General features: G+C 55.1%; 20 protein-coding genes and 1 pseudogene. 7 read left to right on the forward strand and 14 right to left on the reverse strand.

Features of this window, described 5'->3' with window-relative positions:
• Position 1: 1 nt before the first annotated feature.
• Both NAC44_RS12645 and NAC44_RS12650 read right to left on the reverse strand, forming a co-directional pair.
• Positions 2-1330 (reverse strand): GH1 family beta-glucosidase, encoded by a 1329-nt coding sequence (locus tag NAC44_RS12645; RefSeq protein WP_250941246.1) that lies wholly within the window; start codon positions 1328-1330, stop codon positions 2-4.
• Between the two features lie 26 nt (positions 1331-1356).
• On the reverse strand, positions 1357-2883 hold the full coding sequence (locus NAC44_RS12650) for an ABC transporter substrate-binding protein (protein WP_250941247.1): 1527 nt from the start codon (positions 2881-2883) through the stop codon (positions 1357-1359).
• A 362-nt stretch (positions 2884-3245) separates the two neighbouring features.
• Between NAC44_RS12650 and NAC44_RS12655 the strand changes: the two genes are divergently transcribed.
• From NAC44_RS12655 to NAC44_RS12670, 4 genes are read left to right on the forward strand one after another with little or no spacing between them, the layout of a single operon-like run.
• Positions 3246-4037 carry an ABC transporter ATP-binding protein gene (locus NAC44_RS12655; protein ID WP_250941248.1) on the forward strand — a complete coding sequence of 264 codons (792 nt, stop codon included), beginning with the start codon at positions 3246-3248 and terminating at the stop codon, positions 4035-4037.
• Complete coding sequence (locus NAC44_RS12660) at positions 4027-4920, forward strand: ABC transporter permease (RefSeq protein ID WP_250941249.1); 894 nt, start codon at positions 4027-4029, stop codon at positions 4918-4920. The genes NAC44_RS12655 and NAC44_RS12660 overlap by 11 nt, the downstream gene beginning before the upstream one ends.
• Entirely contained in the window at positions 4917-5792 is an 876-nt protein-coding gene (locus tag NAC44_RS12665) for an ABC transporter permease (protein ID WP_250941251.1), read from the forward strand. Before NAC44_RS12660 ends, NAC44_RS12665 begins: the two co-directional genes overlap by 4 nt.
• Positions 5793-5808: 16 nt before the next feature.
• On the forward strand, positions 5809-6786 hold the full coding sequence (locus tag NAC44_RS12670; RefSeq protein ID WP_250941483.1) for an ABC transporter substrate-binding protein: 978 nt from the start codon (positions 5809-5811) through the stop codon (positions 6784-6786).
• Between the two features lie 155 nt (positions 6787-6941).
• Here the strand turns inward: NAC44_RS12670 and NAC44_RS12675 are convergent, their stop codons facing one another.
• The 4 genes from NAC44_RS12675 to speB form a co-directional block, all read right to left on the reverse strand.
• Positions 6942-7706, reverse strand: coding sequence for an ABC transporter ATP-binding protein (locus tag NAC44_RS12675; RefSeq protein ID WP_250941253.1), 765 nt, complete (start codon positions 7704-7706; stop codon positions 6942-6944).
• Between the two features lie 14 nt (positions 7707-7720).
• On the reverse strand, positions 7721-8515 hold the full coding sequence (locus tag NAC44_RS12680) for an ABC transporter permease (RefSeq protein ID WP_250941255.1): 795 nt from the start codon (positions 8513-8515) through the stop codon (positions 7721-7723).
• A gap of 18 nt (positions 8516-8533) precedes the next feature.
• Entirely contained in the window at positions 8534-9514 is a 981-nt protein-coding gene (locus NAC44_RS12685) for an ABC transporter substrate-binding protein (RefSeq protein WP_250941257.1), read from the reverse strand.
• 127 nt (positions 9515-9641) lie between these two features.
• On the reverse strand, positions 9642-10643 hold the full coding sequence (speB, locus tag NAC44_RS12690; protein WP_250941258.1) for an agmatinase: 1002 nt from the start codon (positions 10641-10643) through the stop codon (positions 9642-9644).
• 251 nt (positions 10644-10894) lie between these two features.
• On the opposite strand from speB, the gene NAC44_RS12695 reads away from it, so the two are divergent.
• Positions 10895-11827, forward strand: a complete 933-nt coding sequence (locus NAC44_RS12695) for a LysR family transcriptional regulator (protein ID WP_250941259.1) — start codon at positions 10895-10897, stop codon at positions 11825-11827.
• Between the two features lie 117 nt (positions 11828-11944).
• A complete protein-coding gene (locus tag NAC44_RS12700) occupies positions 11945-12910 on the forward strand; it encodes a mannonate dehydratase (protein WP_250941260.1) in 966 nt (321 codons plus the stop codon).
• A 326-nt stretch (positions 12911-13236) separates the two neighbouring features.
• On the opposite strand, the gene NAC44_RS12705 is transcribed toward NAC44_RS12700, so the two are convergent.
• Positions 13237-14919 (reverse strand): ArnT family glycosyltransferase, encoded by a 1683-nt coding sequence (locus NAC44_RS12705; protein ID WP_250941262.1) that lies wholly within the window; start codon positions 14917-14919, stop codon positions 13237-13239.
• Between the two features lie 419 nt (positions 14920-15338).
• Between NAC44_RS12705 and NAC44_RS12710 the strand changes: the two genes are divergently transcribed.
• Complete coding sequence (locus NAC44_RS12710) at positions 15339-16160, forward strand: bifunctional allantoicase/(S)-ureidoglycine aminohydrolase (RefSeq protein ID WP_250941263.1); 822 nt, start codon at positions 15339-15341, stop codon at positions 16158-16160.
• Between the two features lie 252 nt (positions 16161-16412).
• On the opposite strand, the pseudogene NAC44_RS12715 reads toward NAC44_RS12710, so the two are convergent.
• The 7 genes and pseudogenes from NAC44_RS12715 to NAC44_RS12750 form a co-directional block, all read right to left on the reverse strand.
• A pseudogene (locus NAC44_RS12715) lies at positions 16413-16971 on the reverse strand (NADPH-dependent FMN reductase).
• Positions 16972-17410: 439 nt separating this feature from the next.
• Positions 17411-18607 (reverse strand): plasmid replication protein RepC, encoded by a 1197-nt coding sequence (gene repC, locus NAC44_RS12725; RefSeq protein ID WP_250941265.1) that lies wholly within the window; start codon positions 18605-18607, stop codon positions 17411-17413.
• A gap of 1005 nt (positions 18608-19612) precedes the next feature.
• Entirely contained in the window at positions 19613-20701 is a 1089-nt protein-coding gene (gene repB, locus NAC44_RS12730; protein WP_250941267.1) for a plasmid partitioning protein RepB, read from the reverse strand.
• Positions 20698-21954 carry a plasmid partitioning protein RepA gene (repA, locus tag NAC44_RS12735; protein ID WP_250941269.1) on the reverse strand — a complete coding sequence of 419 codons (1257 nt, stop codon included), beginning with the start codon at positions 21952-21954 and terminating at the stop codon, positions 20698-20700. The genes repB and repA overlap by 4 nt, the downstream gene beginning before the upstream one ends.
• A gap of 579 nt (positions 21955-22533) precedes the next feature.
• Positions 22534-23265, reverse strand: coding sequence for a ParA family protein (locus tag NAC44_RS12740; RefSeq protein WP_250941271.1), 732 nt, complete (start codon positions 23263-23265; stop codon positions 22534-22536).
• 128 nt (positions 23266-23393) lie between these two features.
• On the reverse strand, positions 23394-24158 hold the full coding sequence (gene eutC / locus NAC44_RS12745; protein WP_250941273.1) for an ethanolamine ammonia-lyase subunit EutC: 765 nt from the start codon (positions 24156-24158) through the stop codon (positions 23394-23396).
• Positions 24155-25549 carry an ethanolamine ammonia-lyase subunit EutB gene (locus NAC44_RS12750; protein WP_250941275.1) on the reverse strand — a complete coding sequence of 465 codons (1395 nt, stop codon included), beginning with the start codon at positions 25547-25549 and terminating at the stop codon, positions 24155-24157. Before NAC44_RS12750 ends, eutC begins: the two co-directional genes overlap by 4 nt.
• Between the last annotated feature and the right edge of the window lie 72 nt (positions 25550-25621).

A 25621-nucleotide genomic window follows, 5' to 3' on the forward strand; every position in this document is an offset into this window, starting at 1 on the left:
CCTATAGGCCATTCTGGCCGATAACACCGGACAGCCAGTGGTACGAGGCCTTCGGAATACGTTGCAGGGTCGGATAATCGACATAGACGAGGCCGAAACGTTTGGAAAACCCGCGCCCCCATTCGAAATTATCCATCAGCGACCAGGCGAAATAGCCACGAATGTCATGACCTTCCTCGATGGCATCAAGCAGCCTTCCGAGATAAGCGTTGAAATAGGCGATCCGGTCTGGATCGATCACCTTGCGGTCCGGCGTCAGCGCATCGGCAAAGGACGCGCCGTTTTCGGTGATATAGATCACCGGTTTGTTGTAACGGGCGCTGGTGTCGCGGATCTGTTCGAGAAAGGCGTCGGGATCGACCACCCAGTTCACATCCGTCAGGGGTCCCATACCGATGGGTGGCGGGGTTTCGCTGATGCCGAAACTCGTGGTGGGGTTGGGGCCGACAAAGACCGGATTGTAATGGTTAAGGCCGAAGAAATCCATTTTCTGGCTGATCACGTCCATATCGTCGCCCTGGATCAAAGGCTCGATTTCAGAAGCGATCGGCTCGGGATAGATGCCGAGCCAAAGAGGATCGACCGTCACCCGCCGCCACAGGCAGTCCCCCAGTACCACCGCCTGTTCGTGGGCTGCATCCTGATAATGCGGCCTGACGGGGCCGAGCGAGACGATATTGCCGACTTCCGCTTTCGGCGCTTCGGCTCGTACCGCCTTGACCGTATGGCCATGGGCGAGGTTGAGCGTATGAATGGCGGCAAGACAGGCGGCATAATCCTGCTGGCCCGGCGCATGGCGACCGACATTATAGGCAACCCAGGGAATGACATTGGGTTCATTGATCGGGGCAAAGCGTTTCACCCGGTCACTGAAATGGGCAATGACGGTGGCGGCGTAATCGGCAAAGATTCGCGCCGTGTCGCGATTGCGCCAGCCGCCCTTTTCTTCGATGGCGACCGGCATGTCCCAGTGATGCAGACATATCCACGGTTCGATCCCTTCATGCAGCAGAAGATCGATCACCCGGTCGTAGAAATCGAGGCCACGACGGTTCACCTGCCCCTTGCCGTGCGGATAGATGCGCGGCCAGGCGGTGGAAAGCCGGTATGCTTTAACCCCGAGCCCGCTCATCAGGGCGATATCCTCGGGATAGCGATGATAATGATCGCAGGCGATATCGGCGGTGTCGCCATTGGTGGTCCGGCCCGGCGTGTGGGCATAGACATCCCAGACGCTTTGGCCACGTCCATCCTTCTCCACAGCCCCTTCCGTCTGATAGGCGGAAGCGGCGACACCCCAGAGAAAATTCTTCGGAAAAGCACGCATCATCAGTCTGTCCTGCCTGATCGAATGGCTTACTGTCCTGCCTTGCTGACATTCCAGAAGAACGGCCAGGGGGAGGGATGGAAGTTTTTCAGGCTCTTGGATTTTGCCGACAGCGCATTGAAATCGCCAACCTTGAACACGGGCGCATCGTCATAAAAGGCTTTCTGCACGGCGGCAAAATCCTCGATCCGCTTTTTCGGATCGGATTCGGCAAGGAAGGGGTCAACCGCCTTGTGTTTTTCTGCGCTCGCCCACCAGCCGGGATAGCTGTCGGACATCCAGCCATTGAGTGCCGGTTCGGGCGGGAAGGGGCCGTGTGTGACGAAAATATCCCAGAGCGCCGGATTGGCGCGACGCTGGATCAGGGTTGCCCAGTCATAGACTTCGAGATCGACCTTGAAACCGGCGGCTTTCAGATATTCGGCCGCGACCTGCGCCATCTTGTAATGGAATTCATATTGTCGGCTGGTGAGAATGCGGATCGGCTTGCCATCATATTTGGCCTGTTTGGCCAGTGTTGCCGCTTCGTCCGGGTCACCCTTGCCATAGCGTTCAATGCCTGCCGTGGTATGCCAGACATAGCCCTTTGGATAGAGCGCACCATCGACGGCGAAAAATTCAGGATTGCCAAAGGCTGCCAGCAGCATGTCTTCCGGGTTGAGCGCCACCTGAATGGCATGACGCAGCGTCTTGCTGGTCATCATGCCTTCCTTGGTGTTCATCACGAAGACCGGCGCGCCGAAAGGTTTGAGGATCACCGGTTCCGAGGCGGAGGAGGCTTTCAGCCGGTCGAGATTTTCCGGCGCAAGCGAGTCGACATAGTCGAATTGACCGGAAATTGCGCCTTCCAGCCTTGTATTGGCATCGGGAACCGGAACGAAGCGGATTTCCGAGAGGATTGCCTTGCGCGCGCCGCCAAAACCGTTGGCCGCTTCTGACCGGGGTTTATAACCATCGAAACGAACGAGCTGGATATATTGGTCGGCCACATGCGCCTTCAGCATATAGGGGCCGGTACCAATGAATTTGGTCAGTGGATCGGCAAGATCGACCTTTGGCATGATCACGGCGGCGGAATTGTTAAAGGCCAGAAGCGACATCAGCGGCGCATAGGGCTGTTTCAGCGTGATGCGGATGGAATTGTCGCCGGTGGCGGTGATGCTGTCGAGATAGGGAGCGACCTGCTTTCCGCGCGAGGCAATGGCAATCCAGCGATTCAGCGAGGCGACGACATCGGCTGATGTCATGGTCGAGCCGTCGTGGAAGAGGATGCCCTTGCGTAGCGGAATGTCGTAAACTTTTCCATCCGCAGAAATCGACGGCATGGTTTCAGCCAGAAGCGGAATGACATTCCATTTGTCGTCGAAGGTATAAAGCGTTTCAAAAATATGCTGGGTCGTCATGCCCACCAGATCGGCTGTGGAGGCCATCGGGTCCAGCGTTGGTGGCTCACCGATGGTGGCAACATTGATGACCCCACCCTTTTCATCCGCATATGCCCCATTGACAGGCGCGATCAAAACCGCAGCCAATAGCAAAGCCCATGTCAGCTTCATGCGATGCTCCCAGTTTTATGTTCCACAATTATGGTATTTATTTTTCAATAAAAGAATATCAGCCGAATGCAGGCTGTCAATCGCTCTGAGGGCATAAAACGGGAATATGCGTCGGAGGCGTTCGGGGCGTGTGATAGCACCGTCATGACAGAAGGGTGGATGCCTGAACCGCAACCAGAACATGCAGGCAGCAATGAAACTGGCAGTGCCGGGGAGGCACTGTCTTTTGGTGCATGGGTGTGTCTTGACATATTGCGCTGCGCAACCGGTTTGTGCCATTGTTGCCAAACGTGGACTGAGATAAGAGTTCATCAAAAACAAGGGGCGAAAAGCTCCGGGAACAACAACGATACCGGGAACACATGACAGAGCAAAAAAAGACAGTCGTCTCGGCGAGGCGGCTGGGGTTGACCTTTGAAACCAATGATGGCCCTGTTCAGGCGCTGTCCAATGTCGATCTTGAGATAAAACAGGGAGATTTCGTTTCTTTCATCGGGCCCTCCGGTTGCGGCAAGACCACGTTTCTGCGGGTTATCGCCGATCTGGAACGGGCGAGCGAGGGAGAAATTCTCGTCAATGGCACGACGCCGGAAGATGCGCGCCTCAACCGCGCCTATGGCTATGTGTTTCAGGCGCCAGCCCTTTATCCGTGGCGAACGATCGAGAAAAATATTGCCCTTCCTCTCGAGATCATGGGCTATTCAAAGGCCGAGCAGGAAAAGCGTATCGAGAAAACCCTAGCGCTCGTCAACCTTGCCGGGTTTGGCAAGAAATATCCCTGGGCGCTCTCGGGCGGTATGCAGCAACGCGCATCAATTGCCCGGGCGCTTGCCTTCGATGCTGATCTTCTGTTGATGGATGAGCCCTTCGGCGCACTGGACGAGATCGTGCGCGACCACCTGAACCAGCAATTGCTCGGCCTTTGGGCTGAAACCGGCAAAACCATCTGTTTCGTCACCCATTCCATCCCGGAAGCCGTATATCTGTCGACCAAGATCGTGGTCATGAGCCCGCGGCCGGGCCGTGTCACCGATGTGATCACCTCGACCCTACCAAAAGAACGGCCGCTCGATATCCGCGAGACACCGGAATTTCTCGAGATTGCCAGACGGGTGCGTGAGGGATTGCAGGCGGGGCACTCCTATGATGATTGACCGGTTGCAGAAACATGTCCTGCCTGTGGTGATCGTGGTTCTGGCACTTCTGGCTGTCTGGTATGCAGCAGCGCTTTTGATGAATCACGGGCTTGCCGAAAGTCAGGCCAAACTGAAAGGCGAGGTGCTCACGCCCTCGGGCCTGTGGCTGAAATCCTATACGCTCGATAAGCCGATGCTGCCTGCGCCGCATCAGATCGCTGCCGAAATCTGGAAATCGACGGTCGATGTCGCTGTAACGTCGAAACGCAGCCTGATCTATCATGCCGGGGTCACGCTGTCGGCCACGCTTTTGGGCTTCGTGCTTGGAACGGTCCTCGGCATAGTTTTGGCCGTGGGCATCGTGCATAACCGGGCGATGGACAAGTCTTTGATGCCCTGGATCATCGCCAGCCAGACGATCCCGATCCTGGCGGTGGCGCCGATGCTGATTGTCGTGCTTAACGCCATCGGCATTTCCGGCCTTTTGCCCAAGGCGCTGATCTCGACCTATCTGTCGTTTTTCCCGGTGGTTGTGGGCATGGTAAAAGGGCTGAAATCGCCGGAAATCATCCAGCTCGATCTGATGCATACCTATAATGCCAGCCAGACGCAGCTGTTCTGGAAATTGCGCTTTCCCTCAGCCCTGCCGTTCCTGTTTGCATCGCTCAAGGTGGGAGTGGCCATTTCGCTGGTCGGCGCCATTGTCGGCGAATTGCCGACCGGTGTTGTGGCGGGGCTTGGTGCAAGGCTACTGTCCGGCTCCTATTATGGTCAGACGATTCAAATCTGGGCAGCGCTGCTGGTGGCGGCGGCCTGTGCGGCACTACTGGTTTTTCTGGTCGGCGCGGTTGAGCAGATCGTCAATCGCCTGATGGGAGTACGGCCGGAGATGCGCCAATGAGGGAAATCGCTGTTCTCCTGTTTGCTGTTTTGCTCTGGCTGGGCGGCTGGGGTCTCAACGAATATCTCGTACGTCTGCGGCCTGGCAGCCGAAGCATGACGGCCCGCGTCAATCTTGCCGTGCCGGCGATTTTTGGAGTCTGTCTGCTGTTGGTCTGGGAAGTTCTGGCTCGCGGATTACCGATCCCGCCCATTCTCTTGCCCGCGCCCAGCATGATCGTCATGACGGCGCTGCAGTCGCTCGATGTGATCGCACAGGATTTTGTCCAGACAGTCCTCAAGGAGGTGCTGACGGGCTATGTGCTTGGCTGTGGTGCAGGGATTCTATGTGCTTTTGCCATAGACCGCTCGACCTTTTTGAAAAACGGACTGCTGCCACTTGGCAATCTGGTGTCGGCCCTGCCGATCGTCGGCCTTGCCCCGATCATGATCATGTGGTTCGGCTTCGAATGGCCGTCCAAGGCGGCCATCATCGTGACGATGATTTTCTTTCCCATGCTGATCAATACGCTCTCCGGCCTGTCGGCTGCAGGCCATATGGAGCGGGATCTGATGCGCACCTATGCGGCGAGCTGGTGGCAGACCATGATTGCCTTGCGGCTTCCGGCTGCCTGGCCGTTCATCTTCAATGCCTTGAAGATCAATTCGACGCTGGCGATGATCGGCGCGATTGTCGCCGAGTTTTTCGGCTCGCCCACGGTGGGCCTCGGCTTTCGAATCTCCACCGAAATGGGCCGGATGAACACCGCCATGGTCTGGGCTGAAATTCTGGCCGCAGCCATAGCCGGTTCGCTCTTCTACGGCATTGTGGCGCTGATCGAACGCAGGGTCACGTTCTGGCATCCCTCTGTCCGTGGTGGGCAGAGATCATAAAAGAGGGTAGAACATGATGAAACAGAAGATGGCGTCGCTGTTGCTGGGAGCAAGCCTGGCGCTGGCCGGTGTCTCGGCAGAGGCGGCCGACAAAATCACCCTGCAATTGAAATGGGTGACGCAGGCGCAGTTTGCCGGTTATTTCGTTGCCAAGGACAAGGGCTATTACAAAGCCGAAGGGCTCGATGTCGACATCAAGCCCGGTGGGCCGAACATTGCGCCGGAACAGATCATTGCCGGTGGCGGCGCAGACGTCATCGTCGACTGGATGGGTGCGGCGCTCGCAGCGCGCGAAAAGGGCGTGCCGCTCGTCAATATCGCCCAGCCCTATGCCAAGGCCGGCCTTGAGATCATTTGTCCGAAGGATGGACCGATCAAGACGCTTGCCGATTTCAAAGGGCATACGATCGGTGTCTGGTTCTACGGCAATGAAGTGCCTTTCTTTGCACTGATGCATCGTGAAGGCATTTCCACCGATGGCGGTCCGAATGGCGTGAAGGTGCTGCAGCAGAGTTTCGACGTCCAGCCGCTGATCCAGCACCAGGCCGATTGCATTCACGTCATGACCTATAACGAGCTCGGTCAGGCCATCGATGCCGGCTATACGCTCGATAAGCTGACGGTGTTCAACTACACGAAAATGAACGCCAATCTGCTCGAGGATGGTCTTTATGTGCTTCAGGACAAGTTGAAGGACCCGAAATTCAAGGCCGATATGGTGAAATTCGTCCGCGCTTCGATGAAGGGCTGGAATTATGCCAAGGAGCATCCGGATGAAGCCGCAGACATTGTGCTCGACAATGACACGACCGGTGCGCAGACCAAGGAGCATCAGGAATATATGATGCATGAAGTGGCCAAGCTGCTCGGCAATGGCGTTCTGGACAAGGCCGCTTATGACCGGACGGAAGAGGCTGTGCTTGCCCAGAAAATCATCTCCAAGAAGCCGGAAGGCGCCTGGACGCATGATATCACCGATGCGGCGATGAAATAACCACACTCTCTGGAGAACAGGCGGCATGTTCGCTTGTTCTCTCATAGGGTTTGGTCCGTAGAAAAGTGTGAAACGGTTTGCCGTCTGGAAATACGGAAAACAAAAATTTGGAGCGTTCCTGTGTTTCGACGAATACGGAAACGCTCTCATGGTGTTTATTGTGTCTTCTCGTGCAGCAATGCCATGATTTCACGCTTGTAGGACATGAAATCCGCTGATGTCAGCAGATCAATACTACGGGGCCGATCGAGATGGATCGGAATGGTTTTGGCGATGCGTCCGGGCCGCGCACTCATGACGTGGACCTCATCGCCCAGCAGAATGGCTTCATCGATGTCATGGGTGATGAACAGCACCGTCTTGCGCCGCTCCTGCCAGATATCGAGCAGCAGTTCCTGCATATGCTGGCGGGTCTGGCTATCCAGGGCGCCAAAGGGCTCGTCCATCAGCAGGATGCGTGGATCATTGGCAAGCGCTCTGGCGAGCGCCACACGTTGACGCATGCCGCCGGACAATTGCTTTGGATAGGCGTCTTCAAAACCTTCAAGATGCACCGACCTGATAAGCTGCTTTGCGATATCCTCGCAGTTCTGTTTCGGCAGTTTTTTCAGTTTCGGGCCAAACATGATGTTCTCTTTTACCGTCAGCCAGTGAAACAGGGTGTAGCTTTGAAACACCATGCCGCGTTCGGCGGACGGGCCTTCAATTGGCTGACCGCCAAGAGTGAGGCGGCCTGATGTCGGCGCATCCAACCCGGCGGCAAGGCGCAGCAGAGTCGATTTTCCGCAGCCGGAAGGGCCGACGATCACCGAAAACCGGTTTTCCGCCACGCTGAGGGAAACGTTTTCCAGCGCCGTCACCAGAGGCTTGTTGCGGGGGCCGAAGGTGACGGTGATGTCTTCAAGGGCAAGCAGGCTCATGGGACACAGGACTTTCACAGATCGGCAGACCAGGGCAAAAGCCGCTGCCGCAGATATTTGAAGATGAGATCGGTCAGCAGGCCGAGCATGCCGATGGTGAAGACGCCGAGCAGGATGACATCGGTAAACAGGCCGCGCATGGCATTGAGGATCATATAGCCGAGACCGCTATCGGCGGCGACCAGTTCGGCCACCACCAGATAGGTCCAGGCCCAGCCCATGGTAACACGCAGCGTGTCCATGACGCCGGGCAGACAGGCTGGCAGCAGCACGCTGATCACTGTCTGCCGGCGTTTTGCGCCCAGCGTATAGGCGCAATCGATCAGATCCTTGCTGACGCGGGCGGAAACATCGGAAATCAGCAGCAATTGCTGGAAAAAGGTGCCGAGAAAGATCACCATGATCTTCTGCTCGATGCCGATACCGATCCACAGGATGAGCAGCGGAATCAGCGCTGAGACTGGAATATAGCGCATGAAGCCGGTGATCGGCTCCACCAGTGCCTGAACGACGCGGAAACTGCCCATCAGAATGCCGATCGGCACGGCAAAAACCGAAGCCAGCAGAAAACCCGACAGGATGACGGTCAGACTGGCTTCGATATTGTCGAACAGTGACAGATCCTTGATGCGCTTCAGCCCGGCGGCGATGACATCGCCGGGCGGTGCGAGAAAATCCGGCGAGGTGAAGCCGCCATAGGTGATCACGCACCAGACAAGCAGGATCATCAGGCAGGAGGCAAGGCTCAGCCCAAGGTAAAGGCTGGCGGGGATGTCGACCTTGGGTGAGAGAAGCGACCTGGTTCGCATGCGCCTGTCCTTCAAGGGTTACTGAACAATGCCGGTGGCGATCATCGAGGCGGGGCTGACCGCAAGCTTGAACAGGCCGGTCTCTTCACCAATCTCCTTGGCGCTGGTGACGGTTTTGATCAGGCCATCCTTGTTGGCAGGGTCCATGAAGCTTTTGTTCATCGCGTCATCGTAGAAGACGATGCCGCTTCGGGTCTCGGCAAAGGTTTTCGGATCGTCCAGCCAGCCGCCCACGCCTTTGGCCATGATCGTGTCGGCTTCGTCCGGATGGGCCTTCTGCCAGGCGACGGCCTTGGCCCAGGCTTTGTAGAGCGCCTTCATGACCTCGGGTCGTTTGGCAAGCTCAGCCTTGGTTGTCACCATGACGTCGGTGATCAGGCCCGGCGTGGTGGAGCTGTCAACCAGAAGTGCGCCATCCTTTGCCTGCTTGCCGCGCGTCAGCCAGGGTTCCCAGGTCACGGCAGCGTCAACCTTGCCAGCCACGAAGGCCGCACCGGCATCGCCTGCCGACATGTTGAGCGAATCCACGTCCTTCAGGGACAGTCCCGCCTTTTTCAGCAGCACGGCAAAGAAGAATTGCGAGACCGAACCCTGCGTATAGGCAACTTTCTTGCCCTTGAGATCGGCAATCGTCTTGATGCTCTTGCGCGCAACGATGCCGTCACCGCCATGGCTGTCATCCACGGCAAAGAGATAGGTCAGCGGATGGGCTTGCGTGTTGAAGCTCAGCACCGCATCGACGCTGGTTGCCGCCACATCGATCCGCCCGGCGGCAAGCGCCGGCATTCGCGTCTTGACGTCCTCCATCTTGATCAGATCGACATCAAGACCTTCGTCTTTAAAAAAGCCCTGCTTTTGCGCAATGTAGAGCGGGCCGTAGCCCACCCAGGTGGAAAAGCCGATGGAGAGTTTTTCTGCGGCATCCGCAACCGAGGCGAGGCTCAGGCTGGCAAGCAGGGTGAAGGATACGGCATTCAGAATGTTCCAGACAGATTTCATGGGTTCCAACTCCGGTGGTTCTTGTTCTGGAGCGTTCCCCGATATGGGGTGCCCTCTTTTTCGCGTCTATGGGGACCTGACAAAAGCCGCTCGGGCCGTTATCGGGGCATGTGTTGTGTAACAGGCATCATACAGGCGGGCGTTTCGTCTGCGGATTGGCCGCCAGAACGCAGAGCAGTTCAAACATCAGCGTCACCCCGATCAGCGCCGTGCCACCTGAAGGATCGAAGGGCGGCGAAACCTCGACGAGATCGGCGCCGACGAGATTCAGGCCGGAAAGCTTGCGCACCAGTCTTTGCGCCTCTCGCGTGGTGAAGCCGCCGATTTCCGGCGTGCCGGTGCCCGGCGCAAAGGCCGGATCGATGCTGTCGATATCGAAGCTGACATAGGTGGGAGTGTCACCGACAATGGCGCGCGCTTCGGCCATGACATCATCGACACCACGATCCTCGAATTCCTCGATGCGGATGATCCGGACCCCCTGTTGCAGGCCCCATTCAATGTCTTCGCCGTCATACATCGTGCCGCGAATGCCGATCTGCACCACCCGCTTGGGATCGAGATAGCCATCCTCGATGGCACGGCGGAAAGGTGTGCCGTGCGTGTAGCGAAAGCCGCCAAAATAGCTGTCATACAGATCGGTATGGGCATCGAAATGGATCATGCCGAGAGGCTGCGCGGCACCCAGCGCTTTCAGGATCGGATAGGAGACGAGATGATCGCCGCCCGCGCTCAAGGGGGTGATGCCCTTTGCTGTCAGCCTGCGGTAAAATTCGGTGATCCTTGCAAGCGAATCCTGAATATCGGCAGGATTGACCGGTGAATCACCGAGATCGGCGACATTGCGCAGCGAAAATGGCGCCATGCCGGTGACCGGATGCAGACGCCGCACCATGGTGGATAGATCCCGCAACTGGCGTGGCCCATGGCGGGGACCTGGCCGGTTCGTCGTGCCGCCATCCCAGGGAACGCCGACAATGCCGATATCGACATGGTCGATGGCGGCCTCGTCGAGATCAATAAAGGGCAGGCGCATGAAGGTGGGAATGCCGGCAAAACGGGGAAGGACAAAGCCTGAAACCGGTTCAAAGGACGGCGTTGTGTCTGTCTGGCGGGTATCATGCGGCATGGCGGCTCCCTTTGCTGTCGGCTCTATCGGTCGCGGCTTTCACCGCCCCTTATGCTGCAAGGTTGCCACAGTCTGGAACATCCGATAATCTCGAAGTTCAAACCTTCACGTCCGAAGTTTTCAACCTTTCTTCCGTGCCGGTCCGGCTCAGCAGGTTCCGGAAAACTGTCACACGGTTTTGCAAGAAGAAGCTGTGTCAAAACAAAACCAAGCAGGCGAAGCTTTGGCCTGCCAACGAAGGTCTGTTGAGAATGAACCAGCACATTCCACCGGTCAGCGATGTCGATCTGCGTCAGTTGCGCATTTTCCGCGCCGTGGTCGAGCAGAATGGCTTTACCCGGGCGCAGGCGATCCTCGGCATTTCCCGTTCGACCATCAGTGCCCAGATGGCGGCTTTGGAAACCAGATTGGGCCTGACGCTCTGCCAGCGGGGGCGTTCGGGCTTTTCTCTGACGGAGCAAGGCCATCGGGTCTATGCCGAAGCGATCAAATGCTTTGCAGCCCTTGATCATTTCCGCGCCGAACTTGGCGTGATGCGCGGCCGTCTGGTCGGGGAACTCAGGTTGGGCGTCGTCGACGCTGTGATCGAAAACCCGCAATGCCGGCTCTATGAGGCACTGGCTGCCTTTTCGGCCGAGGTGCCGGAGGTGCATGTGGCACTTTCCACCGTCGCTCCAAACCAGATCGAGCAGGCGTTGATCAACCGGCAGATGGATGTGGCGCTGGTGCCGAACCTGCCGATGAACGCGGCAGTGCAGTTGCAAAACCTGTTTCAGGAAGAGCAATGTCTTTATTGCGGCCGTCTCCATCCTCTCTTCGATCCGGCACAGGGACCTTTGACGCTGGAGAAGATTGCCGATCAGGCCTATGCACGACGCAGCTATTCGGTCAGCACCGCCTATAATTCGCTCTTCGCCAAGGCTCCGGCCGCCACGGTGAATTCCATGGAAAGCATGGCGCATCTGGTGCTGAGCGGCCGGTATCTCGGCTTCCTGCCGGTGCATTATGCCAAAGCCTGGGTGGATAAGGGCGAGATGCGCGCTGTTCGCCCTGATCTGATCGGCTTCAGGATCGGCGTCTGTATCGGGCATTTTCCTCTGACGTCGGTTTCGCTCGCCACCCGGATCTTTCGCGATCATGTCGTGCGGGTTCATCGCTTCAAGGCCCGCTTGCCAAAGTCATAATATGACATTATGAATTTCCAGGCACAGTATGGCCATGCTCCTTCTGTGCCAAGGCGACAAAATCTGCAATCACAGGGGAGGAGCGCACTCTGCGTATCCTACCGGGAGAGACATTCGATGTATCTGGGAACCCAGCTGCCGGCGCGCGACGACAGCGATTATATCGTGATGAAACAATTGGGGGTCGATCATGTCTCGGCCGATCCGCCCGGGCCCTGGACAGACTGGACGCTCGATCATCTGATTGCGCACAGGAAGCATGTGGAAAGTTTCGGCATCACGCTCGACATGCTGCAATTGCCGATGCCTTCCTCTCCGGGGGATCGTAACCCCTGCAAGGATATTTTAACGGCCGGACCGAAGCGGGACGAGCAGATCGATGGTATCTGCCAGTTGATCCGCAATTGCGCTAAAGCCGGGATCCCGTCCGTCAAATACAATTTCAATTATATCGGCATTCCCCGTACGCCGATGGAGCCGGGTCGCGGCGGTTCGCGCAACGAGGCCTTTCGCTTCGACAAGACCGATCCGGATGAACCCGGCCCTCTGGGCGTTATCCCGGAAGAGGTGATCTGGGAACGGGTGGCGTATTTCTTGAGCCGTGTCGTACCAGTCGCCTCCGAGGTCAAGGTGCGGCTCGCCTGCCATCCGCATGATCCCTATACGCCGCCGGGTTACAAGGGCGTTTCACGCATTCTTGGCACGGTCGAGGGCATGAAGCGTTTCGTCAGCCTGCATGAAAGCCCCTGGCATGGTCTGAATTTCTGCATCGGCACGGTTGCTGAAATGCTGGATGATCCTGATGGCGAGATCGATGACGTCATTCGTTGGTTCGGCACGCGCGGCAAGCTGTTCAATATTCATTATCGCAATATTCGCGGCCATAAGCTCTCCTTTATGGAGGTCTTTCCTGATGAGGGCAGTCTGGACATGATCCGGGTAATGCAGGTGCTACGCGAGGTGGATTACCGCTATATGGTCATGCCTGACCATGCGCCGACCATTGATGGTCGCGATCCGCTCGGCGTATCCTTCGCCTTCTGCTACGGCTATATCGCTGCAGCACTTCAGGCATGCCGGTGAGCATCTTGCCTCAGGGAGAAGCCGCAATTTCCAGATAGTCCAATCGCGTCACCTGGTCGAGAAGGAAGGAGCCAATCCATAGTGCAAGGAGGGCACTATAACGTTAACGGACTGCGCTCCATAAGCTCGCGGTTGTTCTCCGCTCATGCTGGGTGAAGGCAGGCGATTTCGTTCCACATCTGTATTGCACCGGTTCTACTGCATCATTCCTTAAACCGGAATCGGGTTAAGGAGAAAATTATGCAGCAGATTTAAAGCGTTACAGCATCTTATATGCGCTTGATAAAACGCACGATGCTGTAAGGTCACCGAAAACGGTTTTTCTTTTACTTCTCAGCGCTTGGGGGAGGGGGATAAACCAGCAGGTCATACCAGTGGCCGCTGCCAAGATCGAATCCTTCAATCTGTTTCAGCGGTTCAAGCGAAACAGTCTTTTGCTGCAGCTGACTTGCCAGAGCAGAGACAAAATGATCGCGCAAACGCACATTCACCACAGCAAAGCGGCAAGGTGCACTTGTAACGGCCGCAGCCGTATCGTTCGGCGTATCCATCGACAAGGTCTGGGTGCCACCGAGGAAAACAAGACTTGGCTCATCATAACCGTAAGTCACAAGTTGCGGATGATCGCAGAGTTTTGCTTCATCAACTGCAGCAACCACCTGCGGCGCAAGCCAGAATCCCTTAAGACCGGGGAGTGTAACCGCAAAAACCACCGTCATGAAGATCACGCTGCCTAGCACGACACTGGCAAGAGCCGCATATTGCCTTTCCCGCTTGAAAAAATACAGAGTCAGGCCTTGAGCAAGAATAAGCGCAAGACCAGCACCAATCTGACACCAGCTGGACAAGGACTGCAACGATCCACCGAAGTTAAGATCGAGAGCAATAAAGGCACCGGCAAAGATGAGTCCGATAACGAACCATGAACCGAAAAACAGGCGCTTCAGCCACACGCTTTTCAGGGCAGGGTATCCTTGAGCCAGCCCCCAGCTTCCAAGGAGCGCCAGAGCCGGGAAGGTCGGCATTGTATAATGGGCAAGCTTCGTCAAAGAGATTTCAAAGACAAGCCAGCTTGGAATAAGCCAGCCGAGGCAAAAGGCAATCGCAGCTTGATGTCGCTTCTGCCAGACATCGGGCAGTGCCATATAGACAAAGATCGATGTCGGAAACAATGTGACCGGTAAAATCAGCAGATGAAAACCGGGCGGAATCATACCCCGGTTCTGGCCATTCCAGATTTTGTCCATCAGATCCTTGCCTGCGGACTGTTCCATGAACGCGCCATGGCTTGCCATTGTGATGGCAATCAACCAGGGGCAGACCACAAGCAGAAGAATAACAAGACCGGGCAGGGGCCTCAGATTCAAAGCCCATCTGAGTGACTTCTGTGATCGCCACATCCAGAACAAGGTTCCCAGCAATGGCAAAAGAATGATAGGGCCCTTCAGCAGCAGGCCGAAGCCCAGTGCAAACCAGAACAACAGGCCATTCCGCCAACGATTGTCACCCTGCCATGCTCGCGCCAGAGAAAACTGTACCGTCGTGATCATGGCCAGCAGGGCAGCATCTGTCGTGGCCAATCGCGCTTCAACATTGACGATCGTGCAGGCCATCAACAGAAGGCCTGCCATGAAACCGATCGAAGGCGTAAAAAGCACAGCGCCTGTGGCAGCCGTCATGATCACGGCAAGGGTCATGCCCAATGCGGACGGAAGACGATACGCCCAGATTTCATTCAGCCGGGCAGGATGAGTCAGCATAACACTGGCGGATTGCAACCAGTAAATTCCGATGGGCTTTTGATAACGCGGTTTATCCCTGACTTTGATGTCGACAAAATTATGCGTCTCAACCATCTGCTTGCTGGCCTGAGAAAAAAGCGATTCATCCCTGTCCGTTGGCGGCATGGTGCTCAAGCCAGGGAGAAAAACGATCAAGGACAGAACAAGCAGCATCAGCAATGACTTGATCGTCAGCTTCGAGACCTGAGGATTCAATGATTGCGCCATAGGGTTGCCTTGACTTCATCTGATGCTGATCGAGTGTCCTGAGCGCATCCAAATGTGACGGAATCAAACGACACTCTTAAGTCTTTGTTTTGTTGCATGTCGGTATCATAAAACCGCTACATGTGTTTACGCGACATGCTCTATTGCACTCTTTGCCCTGCCTGTAAAAGGTTTCCAGCCGAAACTCCTGCCAAAATGCAGAATTTGTTTGTCCCGGACAAAGCTGACGAAGAGAGTAGGGGCCATGAACCCTTAAAACAGGTTGCTGATTGGCAAATAGCCGATGCCGATCTAACATCAAAACACAGCAGATACGGCTCTATCCGAAATGGCAAAGGCAAGAAAAAGCAACGCCACCGTCTGGTAGAGTTGGCCCCTGATGCAAACCATCTCCCGACCACCTGAACAGAAGACAGGCAATGACACACAATTCCTATTATAGTCCAATGGGCGGGCTTCCGCCTCAAACCCAATTGCTCTCGGGCAAGTCCGTCTTCAAAACCGCTTACGCTGTCATTCCCAAAGGTGTCATGAGTGACATCGTGACGAGCCTCTTTCCGCACTGGCACAAGACCAGAGGCTGGATCATTGCCCGGCCTCTCAGCGGCTTTGCTGAAAGTTTTTCGCATTACATCATGGAGATCGAAGCAGGCGGCGGTTCCACTCAACCGGAACCGGATCCTCGGGCTCAGGCTGGCCTCTTTGTCGTTGATGGACATATGACACTCACCGTCAATGAGAGTAGATATGAACTTCGACCAGGATCCTTTGCCTTTATACCAGCCGGAGCGAAATGGACGATCGGCAATGACAATTCCCAACCAGCCAAGTTCCATTGGATCCGAAAGGCTTTCGAACCTGTAGAGGGACTTGATCCGCCACCAGCCCTTGTGACCCACGAGGATGCACATCCCATCACCATGATGCCGGACACCAATGGTGCCTGGGGAACAACCCGTTTTATCGATCCCACCGACATACGTTATGATTTTCATCTCAACATCGTCACGTTTGAACCGGGTGGCGTTATTCCTTTCATGGAAACCCATGTTATGGAACATGGGCTTTATGTCCTGGAAGGAAGAGCCGTTTATCGTCTGAACGAAGACTGGGTCGAGGTTGAAGCCGGCGATTATATGTGGCTGCGCGCCTTTTGCCCGCAGGCCTGCTATGCCGGAGGACCAGGCAGATTTCGTTATCTTATCTACAAAGATGTCAATCGGCACGTGAAACTCTGGTAAACACCTGCCGCGGATCAAAAAGAGTTTGCCTTTGCCGTTTCCTCAATGGCAGAGGCAAACACCCAAAGCAGATGGCGATTTGTTGGGTTTCTGAAACGTCATATCAGTCTTTGCTTTGACGTCTTTCGCAACATCACACCACACTTCCGCATAACAGGATTTAAAAGCGACTACACGTTCCATAACATACCTTACGTAATTTGATTTTCGCCGGTCACACTCAATAAACGCCGTCGGTTACGCTCGCCGAGATCACAGTTGGATGTTCGAACCATCGACACTTTGATTTTGACAGAAGGTCGCGAAATCAACGAGAAATCTTTCGACCCTTTTTCGATTGTAAGGGGTATCGAGAATCTCAAGGATCTTTTCCGGCGTGTCCGTCATCACCGGAAGTCGGAAGAACAGGCTTTCATTGAAATTGGAACTTACCGTCGAAAGCAACCGTTCGCAGCATATTGAGCATCTCGTCTCCCCGGTGCGAGGCATGGACAAGAGCAATAGCTTTCCCAATCAACTCATTACCAGAAACGAGCCAATCGATAGCATTTTTCAAACCGCCGGGGATACTGCGAACGTATTCGGGGCTGGAAATGACCAACCCGTCACTCTCCGAAATCGCCTGTTTAAAAATCCTTACGACAAGCGGCTCGTCAGAACCTTCGAGGTCGGGCGAAAAGACAGGCAAATTCCCTATGCCATCAAACACGTCGATGACAATACCTGTCGGAGCTATGACCTGCATTGCCTTCAACAATGCAGTGTTGGTGGAGAGTCGGCGGGCGCTTCCTGAAATTGCGAGTATCTTCATCGATTCAACCACCGCGACCCGCAATCGTTTGTATGTAAACCCTTAAAGCGTATTGCGGCTTATCAACCTCAGTCAACGTGCTTCAAGCCTTTTTCCGCAAGTTGCCCGGCTCTAGCTCCGCCAGGAGCATATGAAATAGTTGCGTGAGACACACGGTTACAAGACCATCTCTGGTCGTGGTGCTCGTGATCTGCAGGACTGGCTTTCAAATCAGGCTGAAGATGCCCGCCCAGAACTTCTGGCACATATCTCTGGCCCAAAAGAAGTAACGCTTACAGCGCCGCGCGGCAAATATGGCACACAAAGGTCGCTGTAACACGTTTAATCTACTGCATCATTTTCTCCTTAAATCGATTCCGCTGTAAGGCATCATGCAGCAGAGTGTCATTTCGCCCCCGGCCGGAACCGACCCCATCGACACAGCGGTCAGGTCATGAACCTACTCAGTCGAAGAAAGAAGTGCATAGACGCTGAAACGTCCAGCTTCAGCTTTTTCTGTCAGCACCCGAAGATATCCACCCGGCGATCGTATGTTTTCAGCCTTTTCGAGAATGAAGGCGACGCAGATCGCAGCCGATTGATCACCCATGGCATCCTTGGCCTTGCACCAGGCATCAAAAGAAACCCCCAGGACTGACCGTATGATGTCAGTTGTGACAATAAAATCCTTCCAATCCTGGATGCCGTCTTTTGCGTAGTCCCAGGTTGAGGGGAAGAGTGATTTAAGGCGATTGACCGTAACAGCGACTTGCCGTTTGCCGACGGTTACCTTTGGAGTTCGATCTTCCTGCTTTTCTTTCTCTGCCTTATTATCAATATGTAGTTCTGTTTTTGAAATATGATAGTGCTGCTCATTATCAGCATCATTGCTGCTCAATTCATTATCATTAAGACTTGAAAGATAAAGGTTTTCCACCTCTATGAGTAAGGATTTCAAGTCTTTGGCAAGCACGGCAATCGCCGTAAGCGACTTGTCGTGACGTTGAGACATTCTCAAGGCCTGATAGCGCTCGTACATGCCCAACCAGTCACCCTGCCGCTTTTCCTCAAGCGCAAGCTCGATAATTTTGGAAATATCCCTGATATACACGGATATCTCACTTCGCAATTTACGCATCATCTCTGCTTCCTGACGCATCTTTTCTGCGTAAGCATAGATTTCGTCTGCGCGCAGCACAAAAGGAGCCAGGTCGAAACCAAAGGCATCCTCGACCATACCAGCCCGATCATGCCTGCAAAACCGCTTCCCATTCGCACTGTCACGCCGCAGGATAAAGCCGAGCTCAACCAAGCGCGCTACATGTCTACGGATCGTTGCTGGGGCCATACCGCGCGAACGAAACGCAAGTTCGCGGTTGGAGGGGAAAACAATGACAGGCGCTTTACCATCCAGATGCCGCTCTGGCGCAAAGCTGATCATCGCCTCTAGAACGGAAATCGTTCGGTCGCTGATGCCATAGACATGCCGGGCTTCCGTAAGGTGACGCAAGAGTTGCCATTTATCGACAGGGCCACCTTTATTATTGCCTTCGTCCCGGCGCAAATCTTCCTGCTGACGTGCAATATGGGCTTGCCGCGCCAGCATCTGGCCGGTCACTTTTCCTGCAAAAGGGGTCGTTGCGCGTCTTTCCATCATTTTTCATCCCTCTCAGGAAGAAAAGACAGGCTCCAAGACCAGTCGCCGACAGCAGCATCATTCCCTCAAAGGCAAAGACGGAGGCTGTAAAAGCTGGATCTGCTGCATAATGTTCGCCTCAAATCTCTACAATACAAGGCGTTATCGGAAAATGTCATTCAGAATGACACGTCTTGCTCCACTCTCGACGCTCTTACGCGATTGAGACGCCTAAAATAGTCAAAGAGACTCGCTCCGAGGATGCTTCAGCATCTTCAGGCTATGGAATTATGCAGTAGACCTTCGTCAAGACAGACAATTTCTCTTACACACAACGGATAGGATGCTGTCAAAATGACAGCTAGCATGAACAATATCCTGCGTTTCGCAAACGCACATTATGCTGTAACACGACCACCCTGCTGCATCATTGACACCTTCAATTTCAATTGATTGAAACCCTCTCAGGTTCGAATTGAAAGAAAGGTCCCTCAAATCTATTGGTTTTCTATGTTTTTCGGAATCAAGTTCCGTTTTCATGAAAACTTGCAGAAACCATGCAGTCAGCACAACTGCATAATGCCTTAAATCGGAGTCGGTTTAAGGGAACATTATGCAGCAGATTTAAAGTGTTGCAGCATCCATTGTGCACTCGTTAAAAAGCACGACGCTGTGATGCCGGGCCGAAGCCTCTTTCCCATATCCAAAGACAGAAACATGCCATACGAGACACGAAATCGCGCTCGACTCTTGACTTTGATCGCTGGAAGTGATTCTCTTGAATTGCTACATAGAAGAGGGCTTCCGGAATGGCGACGTTTGGGAGGCCTTTTTTCTTTTCTTCGCTTGATGTCCTTTCGCGATTTTATGCTACAGCACAATCCCTTTCATCAGAAAGACGTAAAATGCTGTAACCGTTTGCTTTTCCTGCATAGTTACACCGTGGACATCTGTGCCAAGGTGACATGCAGTGTGGCTTTTGGTTGACGTGCATACCCTGTACATGCCGTCACTTACATCGGTCACCTACATCTGTGACCGATTGTTAAGGTATGATGCGTAGTCCGTTGCCAGGCGATGTTCAAACGCCTCGACAAAACCTGGATCCACGTTTGAGAGAAATTCCAGTTTGATCTTGCGTCCATGCCGTTGCAGCCTGGCAAAAACAGTACCATCTGGCGCCGTGAGCGTGTCAAAAGCATCTCTTTCTGTCTCGGGCTTTTGCTTCAAAGCTTCAAACAGCATCTGAAACCGCTCATCGCTACCAGCCAACCTGTAGTCAGCCTCGACAATGAGCTGGTCTGCTCTCAACCTGTCCTTGTCTTGCCCGAGCAGTTGCGCAAGTGCCATCCAGCGATCGCGGCCCGCCTTAGGGGCTGGGCCAATCGCACGGATGAAATGTTCGGGAACGGCATCAGCCACCTGCATCAGCCGTGACAGCTCACTTTTTTGCACGGAAAGGGCATCGCCGATGACTTTCCGATCAAACCCCCGTTCGCCAAGGGCCTTGGCAAACAGCGCTCGCTCAATAAAGCTGAGATTACGCCGCTCTGCATTTTCCTTCCCCTGCGCCAGGACAAGCTCACTGTCGCTGAGTGCACGCACCAGCGCTTTGACAGGTAGACCAAGACGGCGAACGGCATTCAGGCGCCGATGGCCATAGGCAACCTGAAACCGCTCAGGATGATCGGGATGACGGCGCACCAGAATAGGCACCTGTTGACCGCTTTCCCTGATGCTGTCGACAAGGGCCAGAAATTCGGGATCGTCTTTTTCCTGATCACTGAGACGATCTGAAATGAAAGAACTCTCAATCAACGCCGGATCGAGCGATATGACCCTTTCCCCTTCCTGCAAGGCCTGACGCAAAACCCGCGCCTCTTCTGCTTCGCGCGTAATCGACGACAAGGTCAGGCCCATGGCCTTCACAGCCCCCGAAGCCGTGCGTGCATTGCCCAAGGTTTGAGCCTCCTGCCCTGCCCCACTTTCCGGCGGCGTCCGGTTATCGCTGTGATCCTGCTTCGTCTCTGCCTGATTTGATTCGCCTGACTTGGCGGTCGTGGTCGAATCCGCAAACAAAGCGCGAAGCTCGTTCTTTCGGTTCTTACCGATCATTCTTTCCTCCCCCAGACTGAAAGGAGCAGTTGTTCGATTTCACTATTCACCGCATCCAGCGATTCCATTGCCCTGTCATAGGTGCCACGGCTGAAATTCTCCCGGCCCACCTCGTAAAGCGTCTGCTTGGTCAGACCAGCATCGGAAATAGCAGTGGATTTGACCATCGGCGCTGTCAGAACCCGATCACCAAAGAGCGAGCGCATGAAGCCGGCAATTTGGGCCTGCGGCCCGTCATTCGGTTCGAACCGGGTTACGAGATAGCGGAGAAAATCGAAATTCAGCGTCCCGCCCGCTTCGCGCACAACACTCAGGAGATCAGATGTCATGAACAGGAACTGGCTCATCGAGGCCACATCGAGCATCTGCGGATGAACCGTCACGATCACCGAGGTCGAAGCGCACAGCGCAGACAGTGTCAGATAGCCGAGCTGCGGTGGGCAATCGATCACGACGATGTCGTAATCATCGGCAACCTCCTGCAACGCTTGTTGAACGCGGGTAAAAAACAACGCATTCTCATCGCCCGGTTTACGCTCCGCCAACGCCCTTGGCGTGGAATGCTCGAATTCCTGCAATTCGAGATTTCCAGGGACGAGATCAAGATTGTGGAAGTAGGTTTTGCGCACGATGTCGCGCAGCGAACGCCGTTCCTCGTCATAGCGGATCGCACCATAAATGGTATCATTGCCGACAAGATCGAGTTCCGGTTGATAGCCGAAGAGCGCTGAAAGCGAAGCCTGTGGGTCGAGATCAACCGCCAGAACGCGATAGCCAGCCATCGCCAGATACTGAGCCAGATGCACGGCAGACGTGGTCTTGCCTGATCCGCCCTTGAAATTCGTCACGGAAATGACCTGAAGATGTTCGCCGGCATCCTTGTCGCGCCACTTCACATAAGACCGGGCCTTGGCAAGATTACCCTTGGCGCGCGCCTGCTCAGCGAGATAATGGCGAAGAGCATCGATATCGGCCAGAGAATAATAGCGTCGACCGCCGGTACCCACTTCAGGATTGGGTCCCTCACCTGCCAGAGACAACTGACGCAGATAGCCATCCGAGACACCGACCAGACGCGCTGCCTCACCGGAGGTGAAACTGCGCAAGGTCTTCATCGACGCCGGCGGAAACAGCCTTTCCCGCATGGCTTTCAACTGCGCCGAAAGCACCCGGGCATCTTCAGCAATGGTTTCATCGGCGGGACGCAAGCCTGCCTCCTGTGTTGCTGTTGCGATCTGCGACCAAGCCGTCATTTCACCATCACCTGTCCACCGAAGGAACCTTTCGTCAAAACCAGAAAAATCTCCGTCCATGGATAATGGACCAGCCCGGACATTTCAGGGCTGAAAGCTTCAAGGCTTTATCAAAACACTGAAACACACCAAGCTTTTGTTTTCCCGCATTTCCGGTCCCGAAAATTCTCAATCCGGCACGTGTCTACACGTCATATGACGATGCCCGAGACCTTTTCCGCTTTTAAAAAAGCGGATTTTGTCAACAGCCATGTCACACTGAATCAGGCCAATGCCTGATTCCCTGCAAGAAGGATATACGCGCCCTCAAAAAAATAACAGCTTTTATGCTCGGTAACGGAGGTTTTCCAAAAATCTGTCAAATTTCGTTAATTCAACCGAGCAATAATATACGCTGAACAGCATCAAAGAAAAAATATGGCGACCGTTCCTATCGAACGGCTTAGAGCATTTCACTGTTTCACAAGAATGCCATAACTTACTGTTTTCATGCAATATTGGCGAAGGTCTGGTGAGCCCTTGCTCACCAGACCTTCGCCAACAGGTTAGATCAGAACGATCAATCAAAAAGATAGAGGCTCAGCCCGTTGCAAGCTGTTGCCTTATAAAATCGTTGACAATATCGGCATTGGCAGCGCGAAGTTTGCGCATGGCAGGCACAAGCAGTTCAACCTCGTCGGCATAACATTCGGCATTCAAAACCGCCTTATCGACATTACTGACCCGCTCCGGGTCCAGTCGGTGAACGGCACAGCGATATTCAAACATGTCCCGGAAAGCCGCGCGTTCGATGATCGGCGTGTTCAGCACCCTGACCGATTGCGTGGCCAGCATCTCCTTGACCGTGCGCAGCGAGCGGGTCGTCACCAGCGAATTGACCCGCGACAGCACGACCGAATGGGCAATATCGAGACTGGCACGACGGCGCAGCATCTGGATAAGGTCGAGAACCTGTGCCGCCCCTTCCGCATCCATGGCGCTGCCCTGAACAGGAATGAGGGCATGATCGGACAGGCTCAGCGCCGTGGGCAGGAAAGGCGTTTTCATGCCCGGCAGGTCGATCAGCACATAATCGTAGCGCGCCTTGAGGTCTTCAGCCACAGCTGCGAAACTTTGTGCCGTCACCGAACTTGCCAGCCGCAACGACGGCGACACCTCCGCCCCGGCAAACCAGCGCGACACCCAGTATTGCGGGTCGAGATCGATCACCGCCACCTTGTAGTCGCGGCGGACGAGTTCGTTGGCAAGCAGAACCAGCGCGGTGGTTTTACCGGCGCCGCCCTTGGAATTGGCGAAACTGATGATGGGCATGAGACTGACCTCGGTGATGCACAGGGCAGATCATCGCCCTTCAAAGACCTGTGAATCGGCCCTTCCCATCATCCTTAATCATGGTTAAGGAACTGTATATGCAATCATCAGACGCTTAACCTGCCACGTCACGAAGATGACGGCAGAACGGGCTTCGCGTCCTGCGTCAGGCGCTCTGAAGAGGCGTTTTCCTTGAGATCCACACCCGTCAGCTTCAGCCGCAAGGCTTCCTTCGCCAGCCAGGCAATCTTGTCTGCCGCCACTTCATAGGAGAGGCCATCGTCGTGAATATTGGAGATGCAATTGCGTTCGCTGTCCATCCTGCCCGGTTTTGGAGCAAAGGTCAGATAGGCACCGAGACTGTCGGGGACACTCAGGCCGGGACGTTCACCGATCAGCATAATCACCAGATCAGCCTTCAGCGCCGCGCCAATCTCATCGCCAAAGGCAACTCGCGCCTGCTGTCCAAGAATGACAGGCCCGATGGTTAAACCACCCAGGCGTTTCACTGCAGCCTTGTAGACGGCGCTTGCATGGCGCTCCACCGCAGCAGCAGACAAGCCGTCAGCAATAACGAAGACAATGTCATAACCACCCCTGTCTTTCGGCAGGTCTTCGACCATGACCTGCCGACCAAGATCGGGACGGGTCAGATAAGTGGCCCGGTCCGCCGCAAGCGAACGCACGACAACACATTCCTGAGGGGCGAGTTCCTGACGCAAGCGGTCGAAGTCCACCGCGCCATGCACGGCATCGCGTGCCCGTGCATGGGCAAGCTGGAAATCGAGCACCGCCTTGACCGGCATGGCGTCGCCTGCCCGGCCAAGACCGATACGCGCTCGCGTCACCGTGCGAAACCGGGCAAAAGGATCGAGATCAACCGGTTCACTCATGCTGAGGCCTTATAGGAGAGAAGATTTCTGGAAACATTCGCGGCAGTCAGCGGTGCAAGCCGTCCGGAGCGATCGATCATGCCCATATGCTTCAGCCAGGCTTCGAATTCCGGTGCAGGCGGCCGGTTGAACTGATGCCGCAGCCCGACAATATCGTGATAGGAGAGGCTTTGATAATTCAGCATGACATCATCGGCTCCGGGCACCGCGATCAGGAAGTTCACCCCGGCACTTGTCAAGAGCACCATGAGATTGTCCATATCATCCTGATCGGCCTCGGCGTGATTGGTGTAACAGACATCGACGCCCATCGGCACACCCAGCAACTTGCCACAAAAATGATCTTCCAGCCCGGCGCGAATGATCTGTTTGGCGTCATAGAGATATTCCGGCCCGATGAAACCGACGACCGTATTGACCAGCAGCGGCTCCACGGCCCGCGCCACCGCATAGGCACGCGCCTCCAGCGTCTGCTCATCCACCCCATGATGGGCATTGGCGGAAAGGGCGCTGCCCTGCCCGGTTTCCAGATACATGACATGATTGCCAACCGTGCCGCGGTTCAACGACAGCGCCGCCTCCCGCCCTTCACGCAAAATGGCCAGATCGACACCGAAGCCGCGATTGGCTGCCTCGCTGCCCGCCACCGACTGAAAGACGAGATCGAGCGGGGCGCCAGCCTCGATCGCTTTGATCGACGTCGTTACATGGGTGAGCACGCAGGATTGTACAGGAATATCGAAACGCTGGCGCAGACGGTCGAAAAGCTCCATCAACCGCATGCAGGCATCCAGATTATCGCTGGCCGGATTGATGCCGATCACCGCATCGCCCACGCCGTATAACAGGCCGTCCAGTGTTGAACCGGCCACGCCTTCGGGATCATCGGTGGGATGATTGGGCTGAAGGCGACTGGAGAGACGACCTTCCAGGCCGATCGTCGTACGAAAGCCGGTGATCACCCGCATTTTCGCCGCAACCGTGATCAGATCGTAATTGCGCATGAGCTTCGAGGTGGCCGCCACCATTTCCGGCGTCAGGCCAGGTGCCAGCGTGACAAGCGCCTCCGTGGTTGCCTCATAAGAAAGCAGCCAGTCGCGAAACTGCCCGACCGTCATATGAGAAACGGGAGCAAAGGCGGCCTTGTCGTGACTGTCGATGATCAGCCGCGTGACCTCATCGCTCTCGTAAGGAATGAGAAGATCTTCAAGGAAGGTCTTCAACGGCAGATCAGCCAGCAGATACCGCGCTGCCACCCGCTGCTCATGACTTTCAGCGCCGATCCCGGCCAGCTTGTCACCGGATTTTTCCGGCGAAGCAGCAGCCATCAGGCTTTTCAGGTCGTTGAAGACGTGGCGTTGACGCCCGAGACTGATCGAATAAGCAGCCATTATATGTTTCCCGTTGTAACCGCAGAATAGAGCAAGTCCAGCGGCATGTCGCGTGTAATTGCACCCTGGGCA

Origin of the sequence: Allorhizobium sonneratiae (genome assembly GCF_023700755.1) — a bacterium.
In the GTDB taxonomy this organism is placed as follows: Bacteria; Pseudomonadota; Alphaproteobacteria; order Rhizobiales; family Rhizobiaceae; genus Allorhizobium; species Allorhizobium sonneratiae.

What these genes read in the sequence shown, in the direction of transcription:
- NAC44_RS12645 (WP_250941246.1), bottom strand. Translation starts at nt 1,330, where the DNA reads ATGATGCGTGCTTTTCCGAAGAATTTTCTCTGGGGTGTCGCCGCTTCC.
- NAC44_RS12650 (WP_250941247.1), bottom strand. Translation starts at nt 2,883, where the DNA reads ATGAAGCTGACATGGGCTTTGCTATTGGCTGCGGTTTTGATCGCGCCT.
- NAC44_RS12655 (WP_250941248.1), top strand. Translation starts at nt 3,246, where the DNA reads ATGACAGAGCAAAAAAAGACAGTCGTCTCGGCGAGGCGGCTGGGGTTG.
- NAC44_RS12660 (WP_250941249.1), top strand. Translation starts at nt 4,027, where the DNA reads ATGATGATTGACCGGTTGCAGAAACATGTCCTGCCTGTGGTGATCGTG.
- NAC44_RS12665 (WP_250941251.1), top strand. Translation starts at nt 4,917, where the DNA reads ATGAGGGAAATCGCTGTTCTCCTGTTTGCTGTTTTGCTCTGGCTGGGC.
- NAC44_RS12670 (WP_250941483.1), top strand. Translation starts at nt 5,809, where the DNA reads ATGAAACAGAAGATGGCGTCGCTGTTGCTGGGAGCAAGCCTGGCGCTG.
- NAC44_RS12675 (WP_250941253.1), bottom strand. Translation starts at nt 7,706, where the DNA reads ATGAGCCTGCTTGCCCTTGAAGACATCACCGTCACCTTCGGCCCCCGC.
- NAC44_RS12680 (WP_250941255.1), bottom strand. Translation starts at nt 8,515, where the DNA reads ATGCGAACCAGGTCGCTTCTCTCACCCAAGGTCGACATCCCCGCCAGC.
- NAC44_RS12685 (WP_250941257.1), bottom strand. Translation starts at nt 9,514, where the DNA reads ATGAAATCTGTCTGGAACATTCTGAATGCCGTATCCTTCACCCTGCTT.
- speB (WP_250941258.1), bottom strand. Translation starts at nt 10,643, where the DNA reads ATGCCGCATGATACCCGCCAGACAGACACAACGCCGTCCTTTGAACCG.
- NAC44_RS12695 (WP_250941259.1), top strand. Translation starts at nt 10,895, where the DNA reads ATGAACCAGCACATTCCACCGGTCAGCGATGTCGATCTGCGTCAGTTG.
- NAC44_RS12700 (WP_250941260.1), top strand. Translation starts at nt 11,945, where the DNA reads ATGTATCTGGGAACCCAGCTGCCGGCGCGCGACGACAGCGATTATATC.
- NAC44_RS12705 (WP_250941262.1), bottom strand. Translation starts at nt 14,919, where the DNA reads ATGGCGCAATCATTGAATCCTCAGGTCTCGAAGCTGACGATCAAGTCA.
- NAC44_RS12710 (WP_250941263.1), top strand. Translation starts at nt 15,339, where the DNA reads ATGACACACAATTCCTATTATAGTCCAATGGGCGGGCTTCCGCCTCAA.
- repC (WP_250941265.1), bottom strand. Translation starts at nt 18,607, where the DNA reads ATGATGGAAAGACGCGCAACGACCCCTTTTGCAGGAAAAGTGACCGGC.
- repB (WP_250941267.1), bottom strand. Translation starts at nt 20,701, where the DNA reads ATGATCGGTAAGAACCGAAAGAACGAGCTTCGCGCTTTGTTTGCGGAT.
- repA (WP_250941269.1), bottom strand. Translation starts at nt 21,954, where the DNA reads ATGACGGCTTGGTCGCAGATCGCAACAGCAACACAGGAGGCAGGCTTG.
- NAC44_RS12740 (WP_250941271.1), bottom strand. Translation starts at nt 23,265, where the DNA reads ATGCCCATCATCAGTTTCGCCAATTCCAAGGGCGGCGCCGGTAAAACC.
- eutC (WP_250941273.1), bottom strand. Translation starts at nt 24,158, where the DNA reads ATGAGTGAACCGGTTGATCTCGATCCTTTTGCCCGGTTTCGCACGGTG.
- NAC44_RS12750 (WP_250941275.1), bottom strand. Translation starts at nt 25,549, where the DNA reads ATGGCTGCTTATTCGATCAGTCTCGGGCGTCAACGCCACGTCTTCAAC.